Here is an 11,450-nt window from a genome sequence, read left to right as displayed (position 1 = left end):
ACTTTCGTACGTCGGCCCGAAGTTCCCGATTCCAAGATCGGTTCGTGCGGTTTGGAAAATCGGAGCGCATTCAGCGTGGGGGCCTGATGGCAATATTGCTTGGGAAGGCGGGACGGTAGCTGGTGACTACACGATCCCAGTGGCCGAGCGCATCCCCAATGAGATCCTGGACGATATCCGTGCCAAGGGCGGAGCCTTGCGACTCAAGCTGCGCATCAAGGACGACGGCATTCTGCTGGGCTGGGACATTGAGCGAGGGCGGCCGATGCCGGAGGCAGAAGCTCGTCGGTGCGGGGATGAATGCGTTCGGGAGCTGATCTATGAGCAGGCCGGTGGCGACTTCAGAGAGGCCACGATCGAGAACGGCCGAGTCGTGCAGCCCGGGTGGTATCTGGACTCTTCGGGTCGGAAGGTGGAAACCCAGTTGTGATGGCTATGACTTGGTCAAAGCGCGGACGAGGACATCACGCCGTCTGCGCAAACAACTCTCGGCCAATCAGCATCCGCCGAATCTCCGACGTCCCCGCACCAATCTCGTAGAGCTTGGCATCGCGCCACAGACGGCCCAGCGGGTAGTCGTTGATGTAGCCGTTGCCGCCGAAGATCTGGATGCCTTCGCTGGCCATCCAGGTGGCCTTCTCGGCCGTCATCAGGATCAGCGCCGCGCAGTCCTTGCGGATGTGGCGGGCGTGCTGCTCGCCCAGGGCATCGAGGTTTTTGGCCACGGTGTAAGCAAAGGCCCGTGTGGCCTGCTGCATCGTGTACATGTCAGCCACCTTGCCCTGCAGCAGCTGGAACTCGCCGATGGCCTGACCGAACTGCTTGCGTTCGTGGATGTAGGGGATGACGTGGTCCATCACGGACTGCATGATGCCCAGCGGCCCGCCTGACAGGATGGCGCGCTCGTAATCCAGGCCGCTCATCAGCACCCGGGCGCCGTTGCCTTCACCGCCCAGCACATTGTCGACAGGCACCTCGCAGTCTTCAAAGAAGAGGGGAAAGGTGTTGGAGCCGCGCATGCCCAGCTTGTCCAGGTGTTGGCCCTTGCTGAAACCCTTCATGCCCTTTTCGATGATGAAGGCCGTCATGCCCCTGGCACCTGCGGCCGGGTCGGTCTTGGCATAGACCACCAGGGTGTCGGCGTCGCCGCCATTGGTGATCCACATCTTGCTGCCGTTGAGCACATAGTGGTCGCCACGCCGGTCGGCACGCAGGGTCATGCTGACCACGTCGGAGCCGGCGTTGGGCTCGCTCATGGCCAGGGCGCCCACATGCTCGCCGCTGATCAGTTGGGGCAGGTAGCGGCGCTTTTGCGCCTCGCTGCCGTTTCGGTGAATCTGGTTGACGCAGAGGTTGGAATGCGCGCCATAGCTCAGGCCCACCGAGGCACTGGCGCGGCTGACTTCTTCCATGGCCACCATGTGAGCCACATAGCCCAGGTTGGTGCCGCCGTACTCCTCGGAGACGGTCAGGCCATGCAGGCCCAGATCGCCCAGCTTCTTCCACATGTCGACCGGGAAGAGGTTGTCACGGTCGATGTCGGCCGCGCGGGGGGCCAGCTCGCGTGCGCAGAAGGTGCGCACGGCGTCGCGCAGTGCATCGATGTCGTCACCCAGGTGGTGGTTCAGGCCGGGCAGGTTCATGGCGGTCTCCTTGGATGGGGCGGATCGAGGTCAGTGGGGTTGGCGCTTGGCCAGCAGGGCACGGCTGACACGGGAGGCGGGCTGGCGGCCCAGCACCCCCGAGATGAAGGCGCCAGCATCGACCAGGCGGTCGAGGTCGATGCCGGTGTGCAGGCCCAGGCCGTGCAGCAGGTAGACCACGTCTTCGGTGGCCACATTGCCGGTGGCGCCCTTGGCATAGGGGCAGCCGCCCAGACCGGCGACACTGGTGTCAAAGGTGTGGATGCCCAGGCTCAGGCTGGCGTAGATGTTGGTCAGGGCCTGGCCATAGGTGTCATGGAAGTGGCCACTGAGTTCGGCCAGTGGCACATGCCTGAGCGCGCGCTCCATCACGGTCTTGACGCGCCCGGCCGTGCCCACGCCGATGGTGTCGGCGATGCCGATGTGCTGGGCACCGATGTCCAGCAGGCGCTGCACCACGTCCTCGACGGCGTCGGGCGAGACCTCGCCCTGGTAGGGACAGCCCAGGGCGCAGGATACGGCGGCCCGCACTTTCATGCCCTGGGCGCGGGCGGCGTCGGCCACCGGCCTGAAACGCGCGATGGATTCGGCGATCGAGCAGTTGATGTTGCGCTGGCTGAAGGCCTCGCTGGCGGCGGCAAAGATGACGACCTCATCGGCACGGGCGGCCAGGGCCCCTTCAAAGCCCTTCATATTGGGCGTGAGCACGCTGTAGCGCACACCGGCCTGGCGCTGGATGCCGGCCATGACCTCGGCGTTGTCGGCCATCTGTGGCACCCACTTGGGGCTCACAAAGCTGGTGACTTCGATCTCGGTCAGACCCGCGGCCTGCAGGCGGCGCACCAGCTCGATCTTGTCGGCGCTGGGAATGAGCTGTGACTCGTTTTGCAGGCCGTCGCGCGGGCCGACGTCCACCAGGGTGACATGGGTTGGGAACATGAGGCAGGGGCTCCTGGCAAAAAGGGGGTCAGCGGAGGGGCTCGCTCAGGCGCAACAGTTCGGTGCCTTCGGCGACCTGATCGCCGACCTGGCACAGCAGCTCACTGACGATGCCGTCGCGTGGGGCGCTGAGGGTGTGCTCCATTTTCATGGCTTCGGTGACCACCAGAGGGTCACCGCGCTGGATGGTCTGTCCGGCCTGGACCAGCACGGCCAGCACGCGGCCCGGCATCTGGGTGCACAGGCGGGCGCCGCTGTCGTGGTCTTCCGCCTGGGAAGCGAGGGGGTCGGCCCGGCGCACACGGGTACGCTGGCCATCGATGAAGACGTCCAGCGCCTCGTCGCGGGTGCCCTGGTTCACCGGGTAGACCGCCACCTGCTGGCGGGCCTCACCCAGGGTCAGGTCGAAGTGATCGTTGCCCCGCGCCAGGGCAGCGAAGGCGCGGTGCTCGCCGGCCAGGTGCAGCCAGGGCCATGACGCCTCCCCCCGATGTTCGATGAGGGTCTCCAGGCGCTGCGGCACGGGGGCTTCCGCTGGCTCGATCAGCAGATCCAGCCAGCGGCGTCCTTGGGCGCCAGGGCCCTGCAGGCGCCAGCCATCGGTGGCGGCCCAGGGGTCGGTCGGCGTGGCCTGTGAGTGGGCCTCCTCGTGCAGCCAGCGTGCCACGGCAGCAGCCACGGGCCACCAGGGCGGGGCGGATGGGTCGTGCGTGGCCGGGCCGAACAGGGCCTCGTGTTCGCGCTCGATGAGCGCCGTGTCCAGATCGGCCTCACGGAAGGCGCGGGTGCGCGCCAGGCGCCGCACGAAGGCCACATTGGTCTGCAGGCCGCTGATGTGCAGTTCCGCCAGGGCCGCGTCCAGGCGGGCCTGGGCCTGCGCACGGTCTGCACCATGCACGATGAGCTTGGCGATCATCGAATCGTAGTGGGGCGAGATCTCATCGCCCTCACGCACGCCACTGTCGATGCGTACCTCGGACACCGCAAAGGCGCTGGCCGCCGGGGTGCGCAGAACCTGCAGGCGCCCGGTGGCGGGCAGGAACTGCTGGGATGGGTTCTCGGCGCAGAGGCGAGCCTCGATGGCGTGGCCCCGGATCTGCAACTGGGCCTGCGTGACGGGCAGTGGCTCGCCAGCGGCCACGCGCAGTTGCCACTCGACCAGGTCATGCCCGGTGATGGCCTCGGTGACTGGGTGCTCGACCTGCAGGCGGGTGTTCATCTCCATGAAGTAAAAGCGCCCGCTGAGCGCCACATCGTGTTCGGCAATGAACTCCACGGTGCCTGCACCCACATAGCCCACGCTGCGCGCAGCGGCGATGGCGGCATCGGTCATGGCCTGGCGGCAGGCCTCGCTCATGCCGGGGGCAGGGGCTTCTTCCAGCACCTTCTGGTGGCGGCGCTGCACGGAGCAGTCCCGCTCGAAGAGGTGCACGGTGTGGCCGTGCGTGTCGGCAAAGACCTGGACCTCGATGTGGCGGGGGCGCGCCAGGTAGCGCTCGACCAGCACCCGCTCATCGCCAAAGCTGCCCAGGGCCTCGCGTTGGCAGGAGGCCAGGGCGGCCTCAAAGTCCTCGGGACGCTGCACGATGCGCATGCCTTTGCCGCCGCCGCCCGCACTGGCCTTGATCAGCACCGGGTAGCCGATGCGGGCCGCCTGCGCCTGCAGGAAGTCGGCCTCTTGGCGGTCGCCGTGGTAGCCGGGCACCAGAGGCACCCCCGCCGCCTCCATCAGGGTCTTGGCGGCGGACTTGCTGCCCATGGCGGCCAGGGCCTCGGGGGTGGGGCCCACAAAGACCAGACCGGCGGCCGCACAGGCGCGGGCGAAATCGGCGTTCTCGCTCAGGAAACCATAGCCAGGGTGGATGGCCTGTGCGCCCGTGCGCAGGGCGGCCTGCACGATGAGGTCGCCACGCAGGTAGCTCTCGCGGGCGGGCGACGGGCCCAGGTGCACGGCCTCGTCGCAGGCCTGCACATGGCGGGCACATGCATCGGCGTCGGAGTAGACGGCCACGGTGCGGATGCCCAGGCGGCGTGCCGTGGCCGCGATGCGGCAGGCGATCTCGCCGCGGTTGGCAATGAGGATCTTGTGGAACATCAGGGTCTCCGCACGGGCTCGATGGCCAGCCAGGTCTCGGGGCTGACGGTCCAGTCGGGCTGGGTCTTGTTCAGGAAGGCGCGCATGCCCGCGCGGCCTTCGTCACTGGCGCGGATGTCGGCAATGCGCCGGGCTGTCGTGTCGCGCAGATCGCTGCCCGGGGCCTCATGGCTGACATCGCGGATCAGTCGCTTGCTGGCCCGCACGGCCTGGGGGCCGTTGTGCACGATGGCGTGCACCAGGGCTTCGACGCGCGGGCTCAGCTCGGCCGCGTCACAGGTCTCGTGCACCAGGCCCAGGGCCAGGGCCTGAGCCGCATCAAAGCGTTCGGCTGTCAGCATGTAGCGGCGTGCGGCACGCTCGCCCAGGGCGCGGATCACATAAGGGCTGATGGTGGCCGGGATCAGGCCCAGCCGCACTTCGGACAGGCTGAAATGCGCCTCCTGCGCGGCCACCGCGATGTCGCAGGCAGCGACCAGACCCACGCCGCCGCCGTAACAATCGCCCTGCACCTCGGCGATCACCGGCACGGGGCATTGATCGATGGCCCAGAGCATGTCGGCCAGGCCCAGGGCATCGGCGTGGTTCTCGTCCCAGGAGTAGCCCGCCATGGCCTGCATCCAGTTCAGATCGGCGCCCGCGCAGAAGGCCTGGCCGTGGGCGCCCAGCACGACCACGCGCACATCGGTGTCCTGGGACAGGCTGACAAAGGCCTGTGTCAGCTCGGCAATGGTGGCGGCATCAAAGGCATTGCGGCGCTCGGGCCGGTGGAGCCAGACCCGAGCCACCGGGCCTTGTCGAATCACATCGATCATGGACATGGGGTCATCCTTTGAGGGTGGGGGCTCACATGCGGAACACGCCAAAGCGTGTGTCCTCGATGGGCGCGTGGAGGCTGGCGCTCAGGCCCAGGGCCAGCACGCGTCGCGTGTCGGCCGGGCGAATGATGCCGTCGTCCCACAGGCGGGCGCTGGCGTAATAGGGGTGGCCCTGGTCCTCGTACTGCTGGCGGATGGGGGCCTTGAACTGTTCTTCCTGCTCGGCGCTCCAGTGGCCCCCCTGGCTCTCAATGCCATCGCGCTTGACGGTGGCCAGCACGCTGGCGGCCTGCTCGCCGCCCATCACGCTGATGCGGGCGTTGGGCCACATCCAGACAAAGCGGGGGTTGAAGGCACGGCCGCACATGCCGTAGTTGCCCGCGCCAAAGGAGCCCCCGATGATCACGGTGAACTTGGGCACCTGGGCGCAGGCCACGGCCGTGACCATCTTGGCGCCCGCGCGGGCAATGCCTTCGTTTTCAAAGCGGCGGCCCACCATGAAGCCCGTGATGTTCTGCAGGAAGACCAGGGGGATCTTGCGCTGGCAGCACAGCTCGATGAAGTGGGCGCCCTTTTGCGCGCTCTCTGAGAACAGGATGCCGTTGTTGGCCACGATGCCCACGGGCATGCCTTCGATGTGGGCAAAGCCGGTGATCAGGGTGTTGCCGTAGCGGGCCTTGAATTCGTCGAAGGCCGAGCCATCGACGATGCGGGCAATGACCTCGCGCACATCGAAGGGCTTGCGGCCGGTCTTGCCTTCGTCGTCCAGAGGCACGATGCCGTCGAGTTCCTGCGCCGGGTAGAGCGGCGCTTGCGGTGGCAGACAGGCCAGGGTGTCGGCTGCGCGCTGGCGGCGGTTGAGGCAGGCCACGGCGCGGCGGGCCAGGGCCAGGGCGTGGGCATCGTTGTCGGCCAGGTGGTCGGCCACGCCCGACAGGCGGGTGTGCACATCGCCGCCGCCCAGGTCTTCGCTGCTGACGATCTCGCCGGTGGCGGCCTTGACCAGGGGCGGGCCGCCCAGGAAGATGGTGCCCTGGTTCTTGACGATGATGGTCTCGTCGCTCATGGCTGGCACATAGGCGCCACCGGCTGTGCACGAGCCCATCACCACGGCGATCTGGGGGATGCCCAGGGCGCTCATCTGCGCCTGGTTGTAGAAGATGCGCCCGAAGTGATCGCGGTCAGGAAAGACCTCGTCCTGATTGGGCAGGTTGGCGCCGCCGGAGTCGACCAGGTAGATGCAGGGCAGGTGGTTGACCTGGGCGATTTCCTGGGCGCGCAGGTGCTTCTTGACTGTGAGTGGGTAGTAGGTGCCGCCTTTGACGGTGGCGTCGTTGCACACGATCATGCAGTCCACGCCGCTGACCCGGCCGATGCCGGTGATGATGCCGGCCCCTGGCGCGGCGTTGTCGTAGAGGTTCAGGGCGGCCAGCGGGGCGATCTCCAGGAAGGGCGAGCCGGGGTCCAGCAGGCGCTCGACCCGATCACGCGGCAGCAGCTTGCCCCGCGCCACATGCTTGGCCCGCGGCGCCTCGCCACCGCCTTGGGCCACGCGAGCCAGTTGGGCGTCAAGGTCCTGCACCAGGGCCTGCATGGCCCGGGCGTTGGCGCGGAAGGCGTCTGAGCGTGGGTTGACTTCGGTGAGGATCACGGACATGGTGGGTCTCGCTGTTCCAGTCGGCGCAGGGCCTCGGTGACGTCGTCCTTGAAGCGGGCCAGGGCCGCCAGGGAGGTGTGGTGGGCATCCGCGGGCAGCGGGGGCATCAGGGCACTCCAGATCAGGGTGCACAACTGCTGGGCGGTGTCGTCGATGGGGGGGCGCTTGCGGTCGGTGATGGAGTCCCACAGCACATGCTCCATGGCGCCATAGACCAGGTCACGCAGCAGGCGCAGGGGCATGTCCTGGCGGATCTCGCCCCGGGCATGGGCCTGGGCCAGGCAGGCCATCCACGGGGCCACGTAGCGCCGCTGGCATTCGGCGATCACGTCGGACAGGCCGGGGCCCGCCGTGCGGCCCTCGCCGAGCACCAGGGCGCACATGCCCGAGCCATCGGCCAGCAAGGTGAGCAGGTGGGCACGCACCACATAGGACAGCTGGGACTGGATGTCGGGCAGGCGGGGCAGGGCGGCCTCCAGATCCCGGGTGATCTCGTCATACCAGTCCTTGATGACCTGCACGCACAACTCGCGCTTGCCCGGGAAGTAGGTGAACACTGTGGCCTCGGACACCCCGGCGCGCTCGGCGATCAGGGCCGTGGTGGCGCGCTGAAAGCCCAGTTCGGAAAACACCGAGCGTGCCGCCGCCAGCAAGGCATCCACGCGCTGGCGCGACTTGGCCGAGCGTGGGGTGGTGCGTTGCAAGGTGGGCATGGGTGCAATTATTGAGTACGACTCAAATATGACTCAATATGCGCATGGACGTCAAGTCAGGGATGACATCGATCAATCCTTCACCATGTGGTCCATGCGCGGGGTGCATGATTTGAGACACTGCCACCCACGCGGGGCGGGGGGCACCCGAACAACATGAGGAGACCGTATGAGGACACGTGTGGAGATGGCCGCCTGGGTGGTGGTCTGGGGCGCCCTGTGGGGTGGGGCGGGTGCCGTGCAGGCGGCGTCCTTCAAGGGCACCGTCACCGCGCCGGATGGGCGGCCGGTGGCCGGGGCGCTGGTCACGGTCTTCAATGAGGCGGGGGACCGCAAGGAGACGGTCTACACCTCCCTGGATGGTCGTTATGCGATCCGCACGCCCTTCCGGGGCAAGCTGGTGGTGCGGGCGCGCGTGCACAAGTTCGAAGATGTGCGTCGCGAGGTGCAGGCACCGGACGACCTGGCCCGAGTGCAGGACTTCCGCATGAAGCCCTTTGCCAATCTCAAGGCCCTGTCGGACAGCCTGACGGCCTCGGCCCACCTGAGTCAGGTTCAATGGCCCGACGCGCAGAGCCGGGCGGCCTTTGTGAGCCAGTGCAACTACTGCCACCAGATCGGCAATGAACTCACGCGGGTGCCCAAGACGGTGTCGGCCTGGGATGCCACCATCGAACGCATGGAGGGCTATGGCGCGGTGCTGACGCGCTGGGAGTCGTCGACCATCTCGCAGGAGCTGCACAAGGGCCTGGATGGTCGTGTGATCCAGGCCATGCAGAAGTACGTGAGCACGGACGAGCTCTCCCGCGCCAAGGTCATCGAGTGGCATGTGGGTGACGCCATGAGCTTCGTGCACGACACCGATGTGGGCGAGGACGGCAAGCTCTACGGCACCGACGAGGGCCACGACATCCTGTGGGTGCTGGACCGCAGCACCGGCCAGATCAGCCAGTTCCACCAGCCCGACATCGATCTGCCCCAGGGCGGTTTGTTCGCCGGCATGCAGCTGCCCCTGGGCGTGTTCACGGGCAAGCACGGCCCCCACAGCATGGCGCAGGGCAAGGATGGGCGCATCTGGATCACCAATGCCTTGTCGTCGGTGCTGATGTCCTTCGATCCCAAGACCCATGTCTTCAAGAGCTACAAGATCGACGAGGCGGCGCTCTACCTGCACACCATCCGCGTCGATCCACAAGGCGTGGTGTGGTTCACGGCGGCGGTGTCCAACAAGGTGGGGCGATTTGATCCCCGCACCGAAAAGATGACCATGATCCAGTTGCCCCACAACGGTGTGGGGCGCTGGCTGGCCGATCACGTCACGCCCCTGGCCCTGCAGTTCTTCGGCAAGTTCTGGCCCAAGCAGAACCTGCCGGTGAAGGTCTCACCCCATCGCTGGGTGGAGGGGCGTGGCCTGGTCAATCTGCCTTATGGCATCGACGTGAACCCCATCGACGGCTCGATCTGGTACGCCAAGCTGTTTGCCAACAAGATCGGTCGCATCGATCCCAAGACCCTGGCCATCGAAGAAATCGACACGCCCCTGGGCGGGCCCCGTCGGCCGCGCTTTGACAAGCAGGGCATCCTGTGGATCCCGGCCTTTGACGACAGTGCCCTGATGCGCTTTGATCCGGCCACCCGGCGTTTTGAAAGCTACAAGCTGCCCGTGCTGGCCCCCAATGAATACGAAACACCCTACGCCCTGAACGTGCACCCGCAGACGGGCGAGGTGTGGATCACCTCGAACATGTCGGACCGCGTGCTGCGCTTCAATCCGGTCCGCAAGACCTTCGTGGCTTATCCCAGCCCGACGCGGGTGACCTGGCTGCGCGACATGGTCTTCACCAAGGAGGGCCATGTGTGCTCCAGCTCGTCCAACCTGCCGGCCTACGGCATCGAGGACAAGCGCAATGCCTTCTACTGCATCGACCCCACCGGGGGCGAGAAAGACCGTCAGGCGCTGGGGCAGTGATCAGCTCGTCTGGAACACGCTGATCACCTGCGTGAGGTGCTGCGCCTGATCCTTCAGGCTGGCCGCGGCGGCGGCGGCCTGCTCGACCAGCGCGGCGTTCTGCTGGGTCATCTGGTCCAGGCTGGCCACGGAGCTGTTGACCTCGCCGATGCCGCTGCTTTGCTCCACGCTGGCGTGGGAGATTTCGCTGATGATGGCCGACACCCGCTGCACGCTGTTGACGATCTCCGTCATCGTGGTGCCCGCATCGGCCACCAGTTGAGAGCCCTGCTCGACCTTGTCGACCGAGGCGCTGATGAGGCTCTTGATCTCGCGGGCGGCCTGCGCGCTGCGCTGGGCCAGCGAGCGCACCTCACCGGCCACCACGGCGAAGCCGCGGCCCTGCTCACCCGCGCGAGCCGCTTCGACGGCGGCATTGAGCGCCAGGATGTTGGTCTGAAAGGCGATGCCGTCGATGACGCCGATGATGTCCGAGATCTTGCGCGATGAGGTGTGGATGTCCTCCATCGTGCTCACCACCTGGGACACCACCTGCCCCCCCTTGGTGGCCACCTCGGCCGCTGAGGCCGCCAGTTCATTGGCTTCGCGGGCGGAGTCGGCGCTTTGGCGGACCGTGCCGGCGATCTCTTCCACCGAGGCGGCGGTCTGCTCCAGGTGGGAGGCCGACTGCTCGGTGCGGTTGGACAGATCTTGATTGCCGGCGGCGATCTCGCTGGAGGCGCTGGCGATGCTGTCGCTGGACAGACGCACCTGCTCGACGATGTGGCTCAGCGCCCCTTGCATGTGCGTCAGGGAGCGCAGCAGGCGGGCGGCTTCGTCCTCCCCGCGGGTGTCCAGTTGCTTGTCGGTCTGCAGGTGTCCTTCGGCAATCTGCTCGGCCAGGCGTCGCGCCGTATCGATGGGGCGGCAGATGGAGTGCATATTGATCAGGGTCAGCGGCACCACCACCACCACGGCCAGGGCAAAGCAGATCGCCAGCAGGCCGTAAGACCACAGGGTGGTGGTCTGGCGGGCCTGGGCGTTGAGGCGGGTCTCTTCGGCCATGTGGGCCGCCAGCTTGGGGATCAGAGGCTCGATGGCGTGGGCCGCGGCCTTGGCCTCCTTGAGCGCCGCATTGGCATCGCTGGACGTGGTCGTCGCGCCATTGGCGATGCCGGCGATGACGGGGGCGGCCGCCTGGGCGTATGCCGTGATCAGACGATGGATGCCGCTCAGTTCATCCTTGTCGTCGCCATCCACGAGCTCGCTGAGTTCCTTGGACAGGCGTTGTGCATCGCCTACCGCCGTGCGCCACTTGCCCTGGTATTCGACCACCTTGTCGTGCTTGTCAGCATTGATGATGATGTCTTTTTCGTAGCGCCGCACATTGCCCAGCGCGCCACGCAGGTCGCTCAGGGTGATGGCTCCGCGGTGGGTGTTGTCGATGAAGGTGCTGGCCATGTTGTCCAGCCGGATCATGCCGAACAGCCCGGCAGCGGCCACCAGGCACATCAAGGCCATGACGGTGGCAATGGCGCCCAGCATGCGCGTTCGGATGGTGAATTGGCGAAACAGATGGATCAACATGGTGGTGACTTCTCCCGGGCAGCGTCCCTCAGGGCGCGACCGGTCACTGC

Annotated in this window: 9 protein-coding genes; 2 read left to right on the top strand and 7 right to left on the bottom strand. The window is 66.9% G+C overall.

From position 1 onward, the window contains the following. On the top strand, nt 1–430 hold a 430-nt coding region (locus VFW84_RS01325), incomplete at its 5' end, for a hypothetical protein (protein WP_329678626.1). A gap of 34 nt (nt 431–464) precedes the next feature. On the opposite strand, the gene VFW84_RS01320 is transcribed toward VFW84_RS01325, so the two are convergent. Genes VFW84_RS01320 through VFW84_RS01295 form a run of 6 tightly spaced genes read right to left on the bottom strand, consistent with a single transcriptional unit; the run spans nt 465 to nt 7,865 of the window. Next, the gene (locus VFW84_RS01320) at nt 465–1,643 is read right to left on the bottom strand and encodes an isovaleryl-CoA dehydrogenase (RefSeq protein ID WP_329678625.1); all 1,179 of its coding nucleotides are present in this window, start codon (nt 1,641–1,643) and stop codon (nt 465–467) included. A gap of 30 nt (nt 1,644–1,673) precedes the next feature. Beyond that, complete coding sequence (locus VFW84_RS01315) at nt 1,674–2,582, bottom strand: hydroxymethylglutaryl-CoA lyase (protein ID WP_329678624.1); 909 nt, start codon at nt 2,580–2,582, stop codon at nt 1,674–1,676. Nucleotides 2,583–2,610: 28 nt separating this feature from the next. After that, entirely contained in the window at nt 2,611–4,677 is a 2,067-nt protein-coding gene (locus VFW84_RS01310) for an acetyl/propionyl/methylcrotonyl-CoA carboxylase subunit alpha (protein WP_329678623.1), read from the bottom strand. Beyond that, complete coding sequence (locus VFW84_RS01305) at nt 4,677–5,498, bottom strand: enoyl-CoA hydratase/isomerase family protein (protein ID WP_329678622.1); 822 nt, start codon at nt 5,496–5,498, stop codon at nt 4,677–4,679. Before VFW84_RS01305 ends, VFW84_RS01310 begins: the two co-directional genes overlap by 1 nt. Before the next feature lie 25 nt (nt 5,499–5,523). Then, nucleotides 5,524–7,152 (bottom strand): carboxyl transferase domain-containing protein, encoded by a 1,629-nt coding sequence (locus tag VFW84_RS01300; RefSeq protein WP_329678621.1) that lies wholly within the window; start codon nt 7,150–7,152, stop codon nt 5,524–5,526. Beyond that, nucleotides 7,143–7,865, bottom strand: coding sequence for a TetR/AcrR family transcriptional regulator (locus VFW84_RS01295; RefSeq protein WP_329678620.1), 723 nt, complete (start codon nt 7,863–7,865; stop codon nt 7,143–7,145). Before VFW84_RS01295 ends, VFW84_RS01300 begins: the two co-directional genes overlap by 10 nt. A 169-nt stretch (nt 7,866–8,034) precedes the next feature. On the opposite strand from VFW84_RS01295, the gene VFW84_RS01290 reads away from it, so the two are divergent. Beyond that, nucleotides 8,035–9,834, top strand: coding sequence for a carboxypeptidase regulatory-like domain-containing protein (locus VFW84_RS01290; protein ID WP_329678619.1), 1,800 nt, complete (start codon nt 8,035–8,037; stop codon nt 9,832–9,834). Here VFW84_RS01290 and VFW84_RS01285 read toward each other — a convergent pair whose 3' ends face one another. Beyond that, on the bottom strand, nt 9,835–11,400 hold the full coding sequence (locus tag VFW84_RS01285) for a methyl-accepting chemotaxis protein (protein WP_329678618.1): 1,566 nt from the start codon (nt 11,398–11,400) through the stop codon (nt 9,835–9,837). Between the last annotated feature and the right edge of the window lie 50 nt (nt 11,401–11,450).

This window comes from Aquabacterium sp., assembly GCF_036279655.1.
Classification (GTDB): Bacteria; Pseudomonadota; Gammaproteobacteria; order Burkholderiales; family Burkholderiaceae_C; genus Aquabacterium.
The sequence above is the reverse complement of the archived record's forward strand: the minus strand, read 5'-3'. Positions and strand labels throughout refer to the sequence as shown.

What these genes read in the sequence shown, in the direction of transcription:
- VFW84_RS01320 (WP_329678625.1), bottom strand. Translation starts at nt 1,643, where the DNA reads ATGAACCTGCCCGGCCTGAACCACCACCTGGGTGACGACATCGATGCA.
- VFW84_RS01315 (WP_329678624.1), bottom strand. Translation starts at nt 2,582, where the DNA reads ATGTTCCCAACCCATGTCACCCTGGTGGACGTCGGCCCGCGCGACGGC.
- VFW84_RS01310 (WP_329678623.1), bottom strand. Translation starts at nt 4,677, where the DNA reads ATGTTCCACAAGATCCTCATTGCCAACCGCGGCGAGATCGCCTGCCGC.
- VFW84_RS01305 (WP_329678622.1), bottom strand. Translation starts at nt 5,498, where the DNA reads ATGTCCATGATCGATGTGATTCGACAAGGCCCGGTGGCTCGGGTCTGG.
- VFW84_RS01300 (WP_329678621.1), bottom strand. Translation starts at nt 7,152, where the DNA reads ATGTCCGTGATCCTCACCGAAGTCAACCCACGCTCAGACGCCTTCCGC.
- VFW84_RS01295 (WP_329678620.1), bottom strand. Translation starts at nt 7,865, where the DNA reads ATGCCCACCTTGCAACGCACCACCCCACGCTCGGCCAAGTCGCGCCAG.
- VFW84_RS01290 (WP_329678619.1), top strand. Translation starts at nt 8,035, where the DNA reads ATGAGGACACGTGTGGAGATGGCCGCCTGGGTGGTGGTCTGGGGCGCC.
- VFW84_RS01285 (WP_329678618.1), bottom strand. Translation starts at nt 11,400, where the DNA reads ATGTTGATCCATCTGTTTCGCCAATTCACCATCCGAACGCGCATGCTG.